At 73.5% G+C, this 17,683-nt stretch carries 9 protein-coding genes (1 of these 9 only partly in view); 4 read left to right on the forward strand and 5 right to left on the reverse strand.

All coding sequences use genetic code 11. The annotated features are described in order from the left end of the window. The 4 genes from ACIA8R_RS48900 to ACIA8R_RS48915 are packed head-to-tail and all read left to right on the forward strand — an operon-like array spanning position 1 to position 6,042. On the forward strand, positions 1-312 hold the full coding sequence (locus tag ACIA8R_RS48900; RefSeq protein WP_357707339.1) for an acyl carrier protein: 312 nt from the start codon (positions 1-3) through the stop codon (positions 310-312). Next, positions 309-4,313 carry an amino acid adenylation domain-containing protein gene (locus ACIA8R_RS48905; protein WP_397044766.1) on the forward strand — a complete coding sequence of 1,335 codons (4,005 nt, stop codon included), beginning with the start codon at positions 309-311 and terminating at the stop codon, positions 4,311-4,313. The genes ACIA8R_RS48900 and ACIA8R_RS48905 overlap by 4 nt, the downstream gene beginning before the upstream one ends. Continuing rightward, positions 4,310-5,044, forward strand: coding sequence for an alpha/beta fold hydrolase (locus tag ACIA8R_RS48910; protein ID WP_364097268.1), 735 nt, complete (start codon positions 4,310-4,312; stop codon positions 5,042-5,044). The genes ACIA8R_RS48905 and ACIA8R_RS48910 overlap by 4 nt, the downstream gene beginning before the upstream one ends. Next, a complete protein-coding gene (locus ACIA8R_RS48915) occupies positions 5,023-6,042 on the forward strand; it encodes an LLM class F420-dependent oxidoreductase (RefSeq protein ID WP_357707342.1) in 1,020 nt (339 codons plus the stop codon). Before ACIA8R_RS48910 ends, ACIA8R_RS48915 begins: the two co-directional genes overlap by 22 nt. Here the strand turns inward: ACIA8R_RS48915 and ACIA8R_RS48920 are convergent. The 5 genes in view from ACIA8R_RS48920 to ACIA8R_RS48940 are tightly spaced (each overlapping or abutting the next) and all read right to left on the reverse strand, a layout consistent with a single transcriptional unit that may run on beyond the window. After that, a complete protein-coding gene (locus ACIA8R_RS48920; RefSeq protein WP_357707344.1) occupies positions 6,011-7,279 on the reverse strand; it encodes an MFS transporter in 1,269 nt (422 codons plus the stop codon). The genes ACIA8R_RS48915 and ACIA8R_RS48920 overlap by 32 nt on opposite strands. Next, a complete protein-coding gene (locus ACIA8R_RS48925) occupies positions 7,260-10,880 on the reverse strand; it encodes an amino acid adenylation domain-containing protein (protein ID WP_397044769.1) in 3,621 nt (1,206 codons plus the stop codon). The genes ACIA8R_RS48920 and ACIA8R_RS48925 overlap by 20 nt, the downstream gene beginning before the upstream one ends. Then, positions 10,877-13,909, reverse strand: coding sequence for an amino acid adenylation domain-containing protein (locus tag ACIA8R_RS48930; protein ID WP_397044771.1), 3,033 nt, complete (start codon positions 13,907-13,909; stop codon positions 10,877-10,879). The genes ACIA8R_RS48925 and ACIA8R_RS48930 overlap by 4 nt, the downstream gene beginning before the upstream one ends. Further along, a complete protein-coding gene (locus ACIA8R_RS48935) occupies positions 13,902-17,030 on the reverse strand; it encodes an amino acid adenylation domain-containing protein (protein ID WP_364101835.1) in 3,129 nt (1,042 codons plus the stop codon). Before ACIA8R_RS48935 ends, ACIA8R_RS48930 begins: the two co-directional genes overlap by 8 nt. Then, positions 17,027-17,683, reverse strand: partial view of an amino acid adenylation domain-containing protein gene (locus tag ACIA8R_RS48940; protein ID WP_397044773.1) — the end only. It continues 2,484 nt past the right edge of the window; 657 of the gene's 3,141 nt are visible here — the last part of the coding sequence; its start codon lies beyond the right edge, outside the window — the gene reads right to left on this strand; it ends in the stop codon at positions 17,027-17,029. Before ACIA8R_RS48940 ends, ACIA8R_RS48935 begins: the two co-directional genes overlap by 4 nt.

Genomic DNA, 17,683 nt, shown 5'->3' on the forward strand with positions numbered 1-17,683 from the left:
ATGACCCAGGCCGACGCGGTTGCATCTCTTGTGGAGCGCAGGTTAGGCCGCGCTCTCGATCCCGATCTCAATTTCTTTGAAGCCGGGTTCGACTCGCTCGCCCTGGTCGAGCTGCACGAGGAGATCACCGGCGAGCTCGGTCTGAGCCTGCCGGTCACCGCCATGTTCACCCACCCGAACCTGCGGGCCCTCTCGCACCTGATCGCGCAGGGCCAGGCGCCCGCCCCCGCCAGGCAGGACGGCGCCCGTCGCCGTCCGCTGGGCGGCAGCCGCCGCGACGTGCGCGCCAGGATTCGCGAGGAAGGTCGGTGACCTCACACGAACAGCCCGTCGCGGTGATCGCGGTGGGGCGCTTCCCGCTGGAGGCCGGGGCGGCCGAGGAGGCCGGGCACGATCCGGGGGCGCAGGTCGTCCGGACGTACGGCGGAGTGGGCAAGGCGTGCGCGGCGCTGCTGGCCGGGGAGTGCGAACTGGCCGTGACCGACGCCGGCGAGCTGCCGCCGGGCACGCTGCGCGGCACCCTGGTCCTGCGGCTGCTCGACCGGGCGTTGCTCGACGGCGACCTGGTGCACCGGGTGATCTGGCCCGACGACCTGGCGGTCGAGGACGGCTTTCCGCAGGTGCACGCCCCGGGCGACGGCCGTCCGCGGGTCGTGGTGTGGTCCGGCCGTACCCCCGAGGAGGCCGAGTCGGTGCGGCGGAGCCTGGCCGGCTTCCTCGCCGGGCTGCCGGAGGACCGCTTCGCCGACGTCGTGGGAACCCTGCAGCAGGGGCGCGTCCACCACCCCGTCAGAGGCGCGGTGGTCTGCCGGAGCGCCGCGGAGGCAGCCTCCGCGCTGGGCCGGGAGCACGCCTACGAGCAGGGGCCGGTCCGCCTGGCCCTCTCCGCCGAGGCGTCCGGCCTGTACGGCGTGGAGCGGGTGTTCACCGAGGCCGTGGACGTGTGCGAAGAGGTCTTCGCGGCGCGCGGCGCCGAGCTGTCACGCGAGTTCGCCGCCGCCTACGGGCTGGCCGCCACCCTGGCCGCCTGGGGCGTGCTCACGGAGGTCCCGGCCCCGGAGCTCCTCGCTGGGCACCCCGTGCCGGAAGAGGCGCTCGCCGCCCTCGCGGGAACGACCGGCGGAGCCGAGGTCCGGGCAGATGACGACCTCGCGGGAGCGACCGCCGTAGCCGAGGTCCGGGCAGGCGACGATCTCGCGGGGCTGCTGGCCGCCGTGGCCAGGTTCTGGACGGGCGGCGGCCGGGTGGACTGGGCCGCGCTCGACCCCGATCACCCGCTGCAACGCGTCCCCATCCCGAGGCCGCAGCCGGAGCTGCCCGCCTCCGTGGAGGAGCCGCGCCCGCTGTCGGCGGTGCCGTACTCGTTCTGGGTCCTGGAGCAGCTCGCGCCGGACAGCGGCGTCTCCAACCTGGCGGTGGCGCTCAGGTTCGACACGCCGCTGCGCAGGCTGCCGCTGCAGATCGCGGCGAACCGGCTGGTCAAGCGGCATCCGGCGTTGCGCCTGCGGTTCCCCGTGGTGGACGGGGCCCCCGTCCGGCACCTGGTGGCCCCCCAGGACGCCCAGCTGAAGGTCGAGACGCGGGCCACGACCGAGGAGACGCTGGTCGCCGACCTCCAGTCGTTCCTGGACGAGCCCTTCGACCTGGGCCGCGACCTGCTCATCAGGGTGGGCCACTTCACCCTGCCCGACGGCGCGGGAACCGTGGTGTGCCTGGCCGGCCACCACATCGTCATCGACGGCACCTCCATGCAGCTCCTGGTGGAGGAGCTGGGCCGCTTCTACGACAGCCAGACCGGGCACGGCTCGCTGCCCCCCGAGCTGGCGGGGCCCGCGCCGATGCTGGAGCCGGGGGAGCCGCCGGAGGAGTCGATCGGCTACTGGCTGGACCGGCTCGACGGCCTCGACCCGGCGGCCATGGTGCTGCCGGGGAGCAGGCACTCGCCGGGCCGTCCGACGTTCGCCGGGCACACCTGCTCGTGGCTGGTCGACGCCGAGACGGTGGCGGCCCTGGACGAGCTGCGCACCACGCTGCGCACCACCGGCAACATCGTGCTGGCCACCGCCTTCCTGCTGACGCTGCGCGGGCACGGCGCAGGCCCGGACCTGGTGATCGGCATGCCGGTCAGCACGAAGACGGGCGAGGAGCACAGACGCGTCGGCTACGCGGTGAGCACACTGCCGCTGCGCGTCCACGTCGAGCTGGACGACGACTTCGAGCAGGTCGCCAGGCGCGTGGAGGAGGCGTTCGCGGAGGGCGTCGAGCACGCCGGAGCCTCGGTGGAGGCGGTGCTGACCCGCCGCGGGCACGGCACGGACGACTGGCGGGTCCCGCTGTTCCGGCACATGTTCAACTACCGGCCCTGGAGCGACGAGAAGGTGCACGTCCAGGGCGAGGTGCCCGGGTACGTCGACAACCTGATCGACCGCAGCCGCCTGGACATGCAGTGCAACGTCATCCAGGAGCCGGACCGGCTCACCGTCCGCATGGTGCACAGCACCGAGGTGCACGACGAGGACGAGATCGAGGCGTTCACGGCCAGGATGTGCGCGGTGGTGCGGCAGGCGGCCCGCGGCCGGGTGCCGGACGTGCTCTCCCCGGCGGACCGGGCGCTGCTCGACCGGGTCAACGACACCCACCGCGCCTGGCCCGGCACCCTGGCCGAGCGCATCCTGCCGGGCCCGGCCGTCGCGGTGCGCGAGGACGGGCGCGAGGTCGCCTACGACGAGCTGCTGGGGCGCGCGGCCGCGGTCCGCGACCTGCTGCGCGAACGCGGGATCCGGCACGGCGACGTCGTCGCCCTGGGCTTGGGGCGCTCGGCGGACCTGGTGGCGGCGGTGCTCGGCGTGTGGCAGGCGGGAGCGGCGTTCCTGCCGCTGGACGTGCGGCAACCGGAGTCGCGCCTCGCCTTCCAGGTGGCCGACTCGGGCGCGCGGCTGGTCGTCACGGCGGGCCGGCCGGACTGGGCGGGGGAGACGCCGGTCGTGCCGATGCCCGGCACGCTCGGACAACCCGGACCCGCCGAGTACGGAGAGATCGCCTACGTCATCTACACCTCCGGCTCCACCGGACGGCCCAAGGGCGTGCGCGTCACGCACGGGAACCTGACGAACCTCGTGGTGGGCTTCGCCGACCGGCTGGGCGCGCCCACGAGCGTCCTGTGGTCCACCACCACCTCCTTCGACATCTCCTGGCTGGAACTGCTGTTGCCGCTGGCCTCCGGCGGCACCGTGGTGGTGGCCTCGGACGAGGACCAGCTCCAGCCGGCCAGGTTCCTGGAGCTGATCGCCGCGACCGGCGTCCAGGTCGTGCAGGCCACGCCGACCGCGTGGCGGCTGATCGCGCCGGAAGCCGGGCGGGAGCTGGCCGGACGCACGGTGCTGTGCGGCGGCGAGCCGATGCCCGCCGCCCTGGCCAGGGACCTGCTGGAGCTGGGCTGCCGGGTCTTCAACGTCTACGGGCCGACGGAGACCACCATCTGGTCCACCGCCGCCGAGCTGCGCGAGCCGCCGCTCGACCCGGTCCCGGCGGGCGAGCCGCTGGCCAACACCCAGATCTTCGTCACCGACGCCGCGGGCCGCGAGCTGCCGCCGGGCGTGCCGGGCGAGCTGTGCGTCGCGGGTGCGGGGGTGAGCGCGGGCTACCTCGACCGGCCCGAGCTGACGGCCGAGCGCTTCGGCCACCACGACCGGTACGGCCGGTTCTACCGGACCGGCGACCGCGCGCGCATCCGCCACGACGGCACGCTGGAGCTCCTGGGCCGCGACGACCGGCAGATCAAGCTGCGCGGCCACCGCATCGAGCTCGGCGAGGTCGAGGCGGCACTGCACGAGCACGACGCGGTGCGCACGGCCGCGGTGATCCTCGACGGCGACCCCCAGACCGACGGACGGCTCGCCGCCTTCGTCGAGGTCACCGGCCAGGCCGCCGAGGAAGAGCTGTGGCGCTTCGCCAGGACGCGGCTGCCCGACTACGCCGTCCCCACCCGGTACATCGTCACCGACAGGCTGCCCACCACCGCCAACGGGAAGATCGCCTACCGCGAGCTGGTGGTGCCCGCCGAGGACGGCGCCCCGGCGCGGGAGGCCGGCGACGGGCTGGTCCAGCAGGTGGTGGCGCTGTGGCGGGACGCGCTCAAGCGGCCCGGCCTCGGCCCGCACGACAACTTCTTCCTCAACGGCGGCCACTCCGTGCTGGCCGTCCGGCTGATCGGCCCGCTGGAGGAGCTGGCGGGGCGGGCCGTCTCGGTACGGGCCGTGTTCGACCATCCGACGCCGGCCGAACTGGCCCTACATCTGGGGGACGCCCTATGACGCCGTGGTTCGTCCAGGTCAAGGAGGGGGAGCGGGCGCTGGTCGCCTTTCCGCACGCGGGCGGCGGCCCGGCCTCGCTCGGCGAGCTCGCCGGGCACTTCCCGTCCGGGGTGGGGCTGTGGTCGGTCAACCTGCCGGGACGTCAGGCCAGGCTCGCCGAAGAGCCGCGGACCGACCTCGACGGGCTGGTCGACGACCTGGCGCGCGAGCTCGCCGGGTGGCGGGAGCCGTACACGCTGTTCGGCTACTGCAGCGGGGCGCTGCTGGCCTTTCTCGTCTGCCGTCGCGTGGTCGAGCTGGGCGGGCGGCCGGAACGGCTGGTCGTGAGCTCGTTCGCCGCGCCGGACGTGACCCTGCTGCTGCGCCGCCTGCCGTCGCTGCCCTCGTGGCTGTTCTGGGAGCAGCTGATCGAGCTCGGCGGCGTCCCGCCGGAACTGGCCGACCGGGAGGCGCTCTGGCCGGTGCTGGAACCGGCGCTGCGCGCCGACTTCGGGCTGCTGGCCGGCTATCACCACCGGCCCGGGCCGCCGCTGCCGGTGCCGATCTCCGTCCTGTACGGCGCCCGCGACGCCTCGCTGACCCGGGGCGGCCTGCTGGGCTGGCGGCGGCAGAGCGCGCAGCCGCCCGCGTTGAAGGAGCTCGACTCCACCCACTGGCTGGCCGAGGAGACTCCGGACGCCCTGGCCGCCGCGATCGTTGAGGAGATGGGATGCGCCTCGGTTACAGCATGAGCTACTGGGGCGGCGCGGGCCTCGGCCCGGCCGACCACCTGGCGCTGGTACGGGAGGCGGAGGCCCTGGGCTATTCGTCCGTGTGGGCGGCCGAGACCTACGGGACCGACCCGGCCAGCCTGCTGGCCTGGATCGCCGGCCAGACCGAGCGCATCGCCCTGGGCACCGGCGTGCTCCAGATGACGGGACGCAAGCCCGTGGTCGCCGCGATGACGGCGGCCACCCTCGACCAGCTCTCCGGCGGCCGCGCCCGGCTGGGCGTGGGCCTGTCCGGCCCCCAGGTCGTCGAGGGCTGGCACGGCGAACGCTTCGAACGGCCGCTGGCCCGCGCCCGCGACTACCTCCAGGTGGTGCGCAAGGCGCTGCAGGGCGAGCCGGTGCGGCACGACGGGGACACGATGACGCTGCCCCTGCCCGGCAGCGAGGGCAAGGAGCTGACGCTTGCCGTCTCGCCGGTGCAGGAACGGCTGCCGGTCTACCTGGCCGCGATGGGCCCCAAGAACGTCGCGCTGGCCGGCGAGCTCGCCGACGGCTGGCTGGCCATCCACTTCCCACCCGACCACCTGGCCCGGATGGCCAAGCACCTGAACGGCGCCGACCTCGACATCGCGCCCATGGTGCTCACGCTCGTCGAGGAGGACCAGGAGCTGGCCTACGACATGATGCGGCCCATGCTCGCCCTCTACCTCGGCGGCATGGGCTCGCGCCGTACCAACTTCTACAACCGCCTGGCCGCCACGCTCGGCTTCGAGCAGGAGGCCGCCCGCATGCAGGAAGCCTTCCTGGACGGGCGGCAGGGCGAGGCCATGGCGCTGCTGCCGGACGCGCTCGTCGACGCGATGACCATGTGCGGTCCGGCGGGCAAGGTGCGCGAGCGGATGGCGGCCTACCAGGAGGCGGGCGCGACCACGCTGATCGTCGGCCTGGTCACGCCCACCCGGCGGCTGCGCAGCCGTCAGCTGCGGCTCATTGCTGGTCTGGCGCCGGCATCCCGATGAGCTTGGCCAGCGGGGACCAGGCCATCGCCGCGATCGGCACCAGCGCGCCGATCGCGATGACCACCCACAGCGTCGTCCGCGTCCCCAGGGCGCCGGCCAGCAGGCCGGCGCCCAGCGCCCCCAGCGGGGCGGGGATCAGGCCCAGCGAGTAGATCGACGCCACCACGCGGCCCTGCAGGTGCGGCGGGGTGATCGTCTGCACCAGCGTGGTGTTGGTGACGAAGAAGATCTGCGAGCTGACGCCGCTGACGAGCTGCGCGACGACCAGCATGGCCACCGAGGCCCAGACCGGCCCGATGGCCAGCGGGATGAGGAAGAGCGCCAGGTTGCCGTACACCATCGACCACACCAGCACCTTGCCGATCGCGTAGCGCCGCATCACCTTGACGGCGATCAGCGCACCGATGATCGCGCCCACGCCGCCGCCGGCCAGGATGCTGCCGAACCAGGCCGCGGGCACGCCCAGGTCGCGGATCACGTACAGGGCGTAGATCGAGTTCATCGAGCCCAGGATGAACAGCGAGTACACGGCCGAGGAGATGGCCAGCGGCCGGATCAGCTCGTGCCGCATCACCCAGCCCATGCCCTGCCAGATCGCCTTGTGCACCTGCCCGGGGGTGGTGTCGTCCGGCTCGGGACGGGCTTCGGGCCGCTTGATCAGCGCCACCGCGATCGCCGAGGCCAGGTACGACACCGCGTCGATGATCAGCAGCGCGGGCGCGGCGAGCACCTTCAGCAGCGCCGCGGCCAGGCCCGGCCCGAACGTCTGGGCGGTCGACTCGGTCAGCTGCAGCTTGGAGTTGCCCTCCAGGAAGTTCTCCCGCGGCACCAGGAACGGGAAGTAGCTGCGGTAGGCCGTCTGGAAGAGCGTGCTGAGCAGCCCGAGGGCGAAGATGACGCCGTAGATCCAGCCCAGCGTGAGCATGTCGGCGAACCACGCGACGGGGATCAGCATCAGCAGCACGAAGCGCGCCACGTCCGTCCAGATGAGGATGGGACGCTTGCGCACCCGGTCGGCCAGCACGCCGAACAGGAGGAAGAACACCATCGGGAGCCGCAGCAGGAAGCCGACGACGCCCATCTCGGCCTCGGAGGCGTTCAGGACGGTGACCGCGATCACCGGGAACGCGAAGAGGCTGATGGCCGAGCCGAACTGGGACAGGCTCTGGCCCGCCCACAGCCGCAGGAAGTCGGGGTGCTTCCAGAGGCTCGTTCGCTCACTGGTCGGGGATGCCATGATCCATCCACCTTCTGATCTCGGTGGCCGCTCCGGCGACCAGGGGTTCGTACAGGATGGGGACGCGTTCCTCGGGGATCGCGTAGTGCGCGAGCCGTCCCTTGGCGACGGAGGACCAGCTGCCGTCCTCGCGCGTGGGCGCGAAGAGCGCGACGTCGCCGTCGTAGGGCTCGTGCCGGTAACCGCCGACGGCGTGCGCGTTGGCCCGGAAGACGGCCAGGTAGCGGCGCGCCTGCTCGACCTCGGCGGTGTCGGGCGCCAGCCGGTCGGCGGCCGAGGCGGCGCCCATGACCGTGAGCAGCCGCTCCTCCGGCGACTGGGCGGCGAGTTCGGCCGGGTCGAGCCCGAGGGTCTCCTCGGGACCGCCGGCCAGCGCGTGGAACAGCAGGACCGTGTCGTCCTCCAGCGACGCCTCGGCCACGGGCTCCTCGGCGTTGGCGTAGAGCAGCACGACCAGCGGCACCTGCTCGCCGCGTTCGCGCAGCCGCCTGGCCACCTCCAGCGCGATGTTGCCGCCGATGCAGAACCCGCCCAGCACGTACGGCCCCTTCGGCCGCACCTCCAGCAGGTCGGCCACGTAGGCGTCGGCCATCTCGGCGAGCGTGGCGTGCGGCTCCTCGCCGGGCGCGAGCCCGCGCGCGGCGATGGCGTACACCGGCTGGTCGGGGCCGAGGCGGCGGGCCATCGGGTGGTAGCGGAAGACCTGGCCGCCGAGTGCGTGGATGAAGAAGATCGGCGTGCGGTCGCCGTCCGGGTTGAGCGGCACGACGTGGCTCGGCGGCGCCAGGTCCTCGGGCTGGCGCAGCACCCTGGCCAGCGCGCTGATCGTCGGCGCGGTCAGGACGGTGCCCACCGGCAGGTTCCGTCCCAGCTCCTGGCGGATGCGGGCGGCCAGCCGCAGGGCGCTCAGCGAGTGGCCGCCGAGCTCGAAGAAGTCGTCCAGGATGCCGGCCGCGGGCACCTTCAGCACCTCTTCGTAGAGCGTGGCGAGGCGCGCCTCCACCTCGTCGCGCGGCGGCACGTACGGCCGGCCGCTCGCCGCCTCCGGCCGGGGCAGCGCGGCCCGGTCCAGCTTGCCGCTGCGGGTGAGCGGAAGGCTGTCCAGGCGCACCCACCGGCGCGGGATCAGGTGCTCGGGCAGGACGTCCTGGAGGTCGGGCACCTCGCCGACGACGTAGCCGACCAGGCTGTGCTCGTACGCCGTGACGGCCGCGTCCCGGACCCCCGGTTGTGCGCGCAGGACGGCCTCGATCTCGCCGGGTTCGACGCGCATGCCGCGGATCTTGACCTGGTGGTCGGTGCGGCCGAGGTATTCGAGTTCGCCGGTGGGGAGCCAGCGGGCGAGGTCGCCGGTTTTGTAGAGGCGTTGGCCGTTGGGGGCGGGGATGAAGCGTTCGGCGGTGAGTGCTGGTTTGCCGAGGTAGCCGCGGGCGAGTTGGATGCCGCTGATGTGGAGTTCGCCGGGGGTGCCGATGGGGACTTCGTTCAGGTTGTGGTCGAGGACGTGCAGGGTGGTGTTGTCGATCGGCTTCCCGATGGGGGTCAGGGTTTCTCCTGGTTGGCAGGGGTGCCAGGAGACGTCCACGGCTGCTTCGGTGGGGCCGTAGAGGTTGTGGAGTCCGGGGAGGGTGTGGCCGGGTGGGAGGGCTTCGCCGGAGCAGATGATCCGTGCCGGGGGCTGGATGTCTTCTTCTTCGAGGAATGCCTGGAGCATGGAGGGGACGAAGTGGGTGGTGGTGATGTTCTCGGTCTTGATCAGGTCGCGTAGGTAGGCGGTGTCGCGGTGTCCGCCGGGCCGGGCGATGACCATGGTGGCGCCGGTGATGAGGGGCCAGAACAGTTCCCAGACGGAGACGTCGAAGGTGGTGGGCGTCTTGTGCAGGACGCGGTCCTGGGGGGTGAGCCGGAAGGTGTCCTGCATCCAGCGCAGCCGGTTGACGATCGCGCGGTGGGAGACGCCGACGCCCTTGGGCCGTCCGGTGGAGCCCGAGGTGAAGATGACGTAGGCCAGGTTGTCCTCGCGCACCCGCGCCGGAGTGAAACGACCTCCGGAACCCGCGCCGGTGAGGACGGTCTCCGCCCCCGCGTCGGCGAGCATGCCGCGGCGCCGTTCCTCAGGATCGGCCGGATCGAGCGGCAGGTAGGCGCCGCCCGCCGCCAGCACGCCGAGGAGCACGACGGGAAGGTCGAGCCCGCGTTCCATGCAGACGCCGACCGGCTGGTCCACCCGCGCCTGCAGCCCCGCCGCGACGTCGCGGGCCCGCTCGGCCAGCTCGCGGTAGGTCAGCCGGTCGCCCTCGAAGACCAGCGCCGTCGCGTCCGGGGTGCGCTCGGCCTGCTCGAAGACCAGCTCGTGCAGGAGCCCGCCCGGGTGGTCGGACGCGGTGGAGTTCCAGAGCGCGAGCAGGGCCGCGTCCTGCGGCGAGACGCCGATGTCCCCTGACAAGGCGCGCAGGTAGTGATCCCGGATCGCCGCGACCTGGTCGGCGGGGAACTGCGTGCTGTCGTAGGAGATGGTCAGCGTCAGCCCACCGCCCGGCGTCCGGACGAAGGCCGCGCTGAAGGCGAAGTCGGTCTGCTCGAAGAAGTCCTGGCCCTCGATGGGCGTGGCGGCGGCGCCGCGCACCTGGAAGTCGCGGAAGTCCACGTGCGTGTCCAGCAGGCGCGCGCGGCCGCTGGCCCGCTGGATCTCGAAGAGCGGGAAATGCCGGTACGGCAGCGCCGCCACCTCCGCCTGGAAGACCCGCTGGACCAGGTCGGGAGCGTCGGCGCGCACGCGCAGCGGGACGGTGTTGAGGAACAGGCCCAGCACCTCGTCGCCGGCCTCGCTCTCCGGGCGGCTGTGCGTGAGCATCCCCGTGAGGACGTCCGGGTCGCCGGTGAGCAGGGCCATGACGCGCGCGTGCGCCGCGAGCAGCACCGAACGCAGCGGCACCCGGGCGGCGGCCGCCTCCTCGGCCAGCGCCTTCGCCAGATCGCCGGGGAGCGCCGTGGCCAGCACCTCGACCTTGCGCGGTCCGCCGGTGGGGTAGCCGGGCATCCGGGGCAGCCGGCCCTCCGGCGCCTCGGCGACCGCGTCCCGCCAGAACTCCGCCGCCTCCGGCCGGGCGAGCACGGCCTTCTCGGCCGCCACCAGGTCGCGGAAGCGGGCCGCCGGCGCCTCCACCGGCAGCCCGGGGGTCGCATAGCGCTCCAGCAGCTCGCTGACCAGCGTCGCGACGCTCCACCCGTCGAGGATCGCGTGGTGGAAGTAGACGGTCAGCGCGAACCGGTCGGCTTCGGGCCGTACGTGGACGCGCAGCAAGGGAGCCCGCGTCCAGTCGAACGGCCCGTACTCCGGCTCGCTCCCCGAGACGGTCAGCGGGATCTCGGCGCGGTCGTGCACGAGCTGGACGGGCTCGCTGAACCCGGTCAGGTCGAAGGACGTCCGCAGCACGTCGTGCCGCGCCGACAGCTCCTCCAGCGCCCTGACCAGCGCCGTCTCGTCGAACGTGCCGCGTAACGTGAGCGTGGTGTGGTCGTGGAAGGTCACGCCGTCCAGCTCGCTGTGGTACAGCATCCCGGCCTGGAGCGCGCTGAGCGGGTAGGCGTCGATGATCATCGCGTGAGCCTCTCTCTGTCCGCCAGGCTGAGCAGGTCGAAGGCTCCCGCCGTGGTTTCCGGTACGGCCTCCCGCGGCCGCAGGACGGCGGCCAGTTCGGCGACCGCCTGATGGGTGAACAGGTGCTGCAGTTCCACGCCGTAGCCCATGGCGCGCAGCCGGGCCACGACCTTCAGACTGCTGATCGAGTCGCCGCCGACGGCGAAGAAGGTGTCGTTCCGGCCGGGCCGGTCGAGGCCGAGAACCTCCTGCCAGACCTGCGCGACGGCGTGTTCCGCCTCGCCGCGCGGCGGCTCCCACGGCAGGTCGGCCGGGCGCTCGGGCGCGGGCAGGGCGGCGCGGTCGAGCTTGCCGCTGGAGGTGACGGGCAGGCGGTCCAGCCGCACCCACGCCGTCGGGATCATGAAGTCCGGCAGCAGGTCGGACAGGTCCGGGACGTCGCCGACGACGTAGCCGACCAGGCGGCCGTCCACGAGCTCGGCCGCCGCGGCCGCGACGCCTGGCCGTGCGCGCAGGACGGCTTCGATCTCTCCCAGCTCCACACGCATGCCGCGGATCTTGACCTGGTGGTCGGTGCGGCCGAGGTATTCGAGTTCGCCGGTGGGGAGCCAGCGGGCGAGGTCGCCGGTTCTGTAGAGGCGTTGGCCGTTGGGGGCGGGGATGAAGCGTTCGGCGGTGAGTGCTGGTTTGCCGAGGTAGCCGCGGGCGAGTTGGATGCCGCCGATGTGGAGTTCGCCGGGGGTGCCGATGGGGACTTCGTTCAGGTTGTGGTCGAGGACGTGCAGGGTGGTGTTGTCGACCGGCTTCCCGATGGGGGTCAGGGTTTCTCCTGGTTGGCAGGGGTGCCAGGAGACGTCCACGGCTGCTTCGGTGGGGCCGTAGAGGTTGTGGAGTCCGGGGAGGGTGTGGCCGGGTGGGAGGGCTTCGCCGGAGCAGATGATCCGTGCCGGGGGCTGGATGTCTTCTTCTTCGAGGAATGCCTGGAGCATGGAGGGGACGAAGTGGGTGGTGGTGATGTTCTCGGTCTTGATCAGGTCGCGTAGGTAGGCGGTGTCGCGGTGTCCGCCGGGCCGGGCGATGACCATGGTGGCGCCGGTGATGAGGGGCCAGAACAGTTCCCAGACGGAGACGTCGAAGGTGGTGGGCGTCTTGTGCAGGACGCGGTCCTGGGGGGTGAGCCGGAAGGTTTCCTGCATCCAGCGCAGCCGGTTGACGATCGCGCGGTGGGAGACGCCGACGCCCTTGGGCCGTCCGGTGGAGCCCGAGGTGAAGATGACGTAGGCCAGGTTGTCCTCGCGCACCCGTACGACGGGCGCCGGGCCCGTACGCACGTCCGCCGCCGTCAGCACCAGGTCGGCGCCCGCGTCGGCCAGCATGCCGCGGGTCCGCTCCGCCGGATGGCCCGGGTCGAGCGGCAGGTAGGCGCCACCGGCCGCCAGCACGCCGAGGAGCACGACGGGAAGGTCGAGCCCGCGTTCCATGCGGACGCCGACCGGCTGGTCCACCCGGGGACCCAGCGCGGCCGCCACTCCGCGGGCCCGCTCGGCCAGCTCGCGGTAGGTCAGCCGGTCGCCCTCGAAGACCAGCGCCGTCGCGTCCGGGGTGCGCTCGGCCTGCTCGAAGACCAGCTCGTGCAGAAGCCCGCCGGGATGCTCGCGGGCAGTGGCGTTCCACCGCGAGAGCTGCTCCCGCTCTTCGGCCGGCAGGATGTCCAGGCGTCCCACCGGTACGTCGGGCGCCGCCACCACCGCACGCAGGAGGGCGGCGAACCGCCGGGCCAGCCGCTCGATCGTCTCCGGCCGGAACAGCTCGGCGTTGTAGACGAACCGTCCCTCCACCCGCTCGCCGCGCTCGGCGGCGTAGAGCTCCAGGTCGAAGCGGGTGGTCGTGCTGTCCGGCTCGAAGCCCTCGCCGCCGTCGCGGTAGCTCTGCAGCGCGAACAGCACCTGCACCAGCGGCGGGCGGCTGACGTCGCGTTCGGGGTCCAGCTCGGCGACCAGCTTCTCGAAGGGCAGCTCCTGGTGGCCGTAGACGTCGATCGCGCCGTCCCGCGTACGGCGCAGCAGCTCGGCGAACCCGGGATCGTCCGTCAGCCGCGCCCGCAGCGGGAGCAGGTTGACGAACAGCCCGACCATCTCCTCGAACTCCGGCCTGGTCCGCCCGGCCACCGGCGACCCCACCGCGAAGCCGGTCATGCCGGACCAGCGGGCCAGCAGCACCTGGAAGGCGGCGAGCAGCCCCATGTAGAGCGTCGCGCCCTCGGCCCGGCACAGCTCGCCGAACTCCGCGACGTCCAGCTCCAGGTCGTGCCAGCCGCCCCGGAAGCCCTGCCGGGGCGGACGCGGCCGGTCCAGGGGCAGTTCGAGCACCTGCAACCCGTCCAGCTCGGCGCGCCAGAACGCCAGGTCGCCGGCCAGCCGGTCGCCGCTCAGCCGCTCCCGCTGCCACAGCGCGTAGTCGCCGAAACCGAGCGGCGGTCCGCTCTGCGGCGGCGTCAGGAGTTCGCGCAGGACGAGGTCGGCCGACCAGCCGTCGGCGACGATGTGATGGACGGCGATCAGCAGCGCGTGGTCGTCGGGCGCCAGCCGTACCAGGGTGGCGCGCAGCAGCGGACCGTCCGCCAGGTCGAAGGGCTGCGCGGCGTCGGCGCTGAGCACCTGCCTGGCCGCCGCCTCCGTCGTCACCTCCACGACGCGCAGCGGGACGCGTACCCGGTCCGCCACCCGCACCTCCGGCCGCCCGTCGGGACCGGCCGGGAAGGTCATGCGCAGGCTCTCGTGCCGGGCCACCACGGCGTCGAGCGAGCGCCGCAGCCGTTCGGCGTCGAGCGGGCCCCGGAGCCTGGCCGACGCGGGCAGCACGTAGGCGCTCGTCCCCGGGGCGAACTGCTCCATGAACCACAGCCGCTCCTGCGCGAACGACAGCGGCGGATCGCTGCCCTCGGCCCGTCGCGGGATCTGCTCCGTGGCGCCCAGGCCCGCGATCGCCTTGCGGAAGCGGGCCTGCACGCGGGCCTGCCGCTCATCCACGTTCGTCGGCCTCCTCGGCCAGGTGCTCCAGGGCCGCGGCCAGCAGGCGCGGCGTCGGACGGGTGAAGGCCAGCTTGAGCGGCACCTCCAGCTCGGTGGCCGCGGCGAGGCGGGCCGTGGTCCTGGTGGCCAGCAGCGAGTGGCCGCCGAGCTGGAAGAAGTCGTCCAGCGCGCCCACCCGCTCCAGCCCCAGGACCTCGGCCCAGACCATGCAGACGAGCTCCTCGGCCGCACTGGCCGGCGGCTCGTACGCCGCGCCCCGCGGCCGGCCCGGGTCGGGCAGGGCGTCCCGGTCGACCTTGCCGCCGGGCGTCAACGGGATGCGGTCGAGCGGGACGATCGCGCTGGGCATCATGTGCGGGGGAAGCTCGGCGGCCAGATGATCGCGTAAGGCGTCCCCGGCGTCGTGGACGGCGTAGGCGACCAGCCGGTCGTCGCGGACCACCACGGTCGCCTGCCGCACGGACGGATGGGCGAGCAGCACGGACTCCACCTCGCCCGGCTCCACGCGGTATCCGCGCACCTTCACCTGCCGGTCCAGGCGGCCGAGGATCTCCAGCCTGCCGTCCAGGCGGAAGCGGGCCCGGTCGCCGCTGCGGTAGAGGCGTGAGCCGTCAGGGCCGGGCACGAAGCGTTCGGCCGTGAGGGCCGGCGCGCCCCGGTAGCCGCGGGCCAGGCCGACGCCGCCGATGTGGAGCTCGCCCGCGACACCGGGCGGGACGGGCAGCCCGTCGGGCGCGAGCACCTGGAGCGTGGTGCCGGGCAGGGCGACGCCCACGGTCGGGCGGCGCAGCGCCTCGGCGGGGTCCATGTCGGCGGTGGCGGCGATGATCGTGGCCTCGGTGGGGCCGTAGCTGTTGACCAGGCGGACGCCCGGGGGGCCCGACTCGTACCAGGTGGCCAGGACCGGGCCGGGCAGCGGGTCGGCGCCCAGGATGAGCAGCCGGAGACCGGCCGGCCATTCGACGCCCATGGCCACCAGTTCCTGCCAGTACGACGTCGGCAGGTCCAGCACGGTGAGCGCGGAGCCCTCCGGGGTCTTCAGGAAGTCGGGCAGTGGCTCGTCCGGGCACAGGACCAGCTCGGCGCCGGCGGTCAGCGCCGGGTAGACCTCCTCGGCGTGCGTGTCGAAGCTCGGCGAGGCGAACTGCAGGACACGGTCCCCCGGGCCGAGCTCGTAGTGGTCCCGCATCCAGCTCACCCGCGACGCGAGCGCCTCACGCGGCACCTCCACGCCCTTGGGACGCCCGGTCGAGCCCGAGGTGTAGATCACGTAGGCCAGCGAGCCCGGCACCGCGACGTCGAGCGCGGGTGCCTGCCCCGGCTCGCGGAGATCGTCCTCGTCCAGCACCAGGGCCGCGCCCGCGTCCGCCGCCATCCGGCGCAGCCGCTCCGGAGGGTAGGCCGGGTCGAGCGGCAGGTAGGCGCCGCCCGCCCGGCCGACGGCGAGCATCCCGGCGATCAGCTCCACCGAGCGCGCGGCCCGCAGGCCCACGACCGTGTCCGGGCCGACCCCGGCCGCGGACAGGCGTCCGGCCAGCGCGGCGACCAGGGCGTCCAGTTCGGCGTAGGTGACCCGGCGGGCGCCGTGGCTCACCGCCGGCGCGCCGGGCGCCAGCCGTACGCGCTCCTGGAAGAGGTCGAGCACGTCGCGCGCGGGCGGCTGCGCGGTGTCGAGGACGGGCTGCCGGTCCTCGGGCAGCAGCATGGCCGCGCGCAGCGCGGACAGCGGCGCGTCCGGGTCGCCCGCGACCGTCTCCAGCACCCGCTCCCACCGCCGCAGCAACCGCGTCGCGGTCTCCTCCTCGAACAGGTCGCGGGCGTAGGACAACATCGCCCAGAGGGAGCCGTCGAACTGGGTGACGTCCAGCATCAGGTCGAACTTCGCCTGCGTCGCCCCGGGGTCGAACATCTCCGCCTCGATGCCGGGCAGCGGCAGGGCGGCGGCCTCCTTGTCCTGGATCACGAACATCGCCTGGAACAGCGGCGTCGTGCTCAGGTCGCGGCGGATGCCGAGGTCGTTGAGCAGGCGTTCGAAGGGGATGTCCTGGTGCGCGAACGCGTCCAGGACCGTCGCCCTGGTCCGCGCGAGCAGCGTGCGGAAGGACGGGTCGCCGGACAGGTCGCCGCGCAGCACGAGCGTCTCGGGGAAGAAGCCGACGACGTCCTGGAGCTCCGGACGGTCGCGCCCGGCGATGACCGAGCCGACCGTGAGGTCGTCGGTGCCGCAGTGCGCGCCCAGCAGGAGCTGGTAGGCGGCCAGCAGGACCATGAAGAGCGTGCCGCGCTCGTCCCTGGCCAGCTGCTCCAGGCGGGCCGTCAGCTCGGGGCCGATGCGGCGCGCGCAGTAGTCGCCGCTGGGCACCCGGACGGCCGGCCGCGGCCGATCCGTGGGCAGGTCGAGCGGCTGCACGCCGTCGAGCCGGGTGCGCCAGTAGTCCAGGGACTCCTGCGACGGCTCGCGGCCACGCTGCCAGGCCGCGAAGTCGCGGTAGTCGACCGCGGGGGCGCCCAGCCCGGCCGCGTTCCCGGTGTAGCAGGCGACCAGCTCGGAGAAGACGAGCTTGAGCGACCAGCCGTCGGCCACCAGGTGATGCAGGACCAGGCAGAGCACGTGATCGGTCGGCGACAGCGTGATCAGGTGCACCCGCACCAGCGGGCCCGTGGCCAGGTCGAACGGCGTGTTGGTCAGCTCGGCCACGATCGCCGTGGCGCGCGCCTCCCGTTCGGCCGCGGGCAGGTCCGCGAGGTCCACCAGCACCGGATCGAGCTTCAGCGCCGGCTCGACGACCTGGACCGGGCTGCCTTCCACGGCGGGGAAGCGGGCCCGCAGCATCGGGTGCCGGGCCGCGACGGCGTTCAGCGCCCCGGCCAGGTCCGGGACGGACAACGCGCCGCGCAGCCGCTGCACCATGTACATGTTGTAGGAGGCGTCGGCGGGGTCGAGCCGCTGCAGGAACCACAGCCGCTCCTGCCCGTAGGAGAGCGGCGCCGGCGCGTCCGGGTCGCTGCGCGCGGGGATGCCGGCGGGCCGGGCCTTCGGCTGCCGCTGGAGCCTGCGCTCCAGTGCCGCACGCTGTTCCGGGCTGAGGCGGGCCAGCCGCCCTCTCACCTCGCTCATCCGTCCGCGTCCTCCGCCAGGAGATCGTCCAGCTCGACGTCGCCGAGCTGGAGCTCCAGTACGGCCAGCGCGTGCTCGGCCACGGTGGTGACCTCGAAGCAGACCCGCAGGTCCATCTCGATCCCGTACGCCTCCCGGTACCGGGTGATCAGCAGGACGGCCAGCAGCGAGTGCCCGCCGAGGGCGAAGAAGTCGTCCTCGACGCCCACCCGGTCACGGCCCAGCAGTTCGCCCCAGAGCGCGCACAGCTCCTCCTCCAGCGGCGTCTCCGGCGCGACGTAGGTGGTGCCGAGGTCGCTGCGGCCGGGCCCGGTGGGCGGCGGCAGCGCGGCGCGGTCGAGCTTCCCGCTCGGCCCCGAGGGGAACTCGGTGACCTGCACGAACGCCTGCGGCACCAGCGCCGCCGGCAACGTGCGCGCCGGTCCGGTGCGCATCTCGTGCGACAGCCGGCTCGGCTCGCCCGTCCAGTCCACGTAGGCCACCAGCCCGCGGCCGCCCGGCGCGTCGTCACGCAGCGCGACCACGACCCGGCGCACCCGGGGGTCGGCGGCCAGCGCCGTCTCGACCTCGCCCAGCTCGACCCGCCAGCCGTGCACCTTCACCTGGTCGTCGATGCGGCCGAGGAATTCCAGCTCTCCGTCGGCGCGCAGCCT

Source organism: Nonomuraea sp. NPDC051191 (assembly GCF_044455665.1).
In the GTDB taxonomy this organism is placed as follows: Bacteria; Actinomycetota; Actinomycetes; order Streptosporangiales; family Streptosporangiaceae; genus Nonomuraea.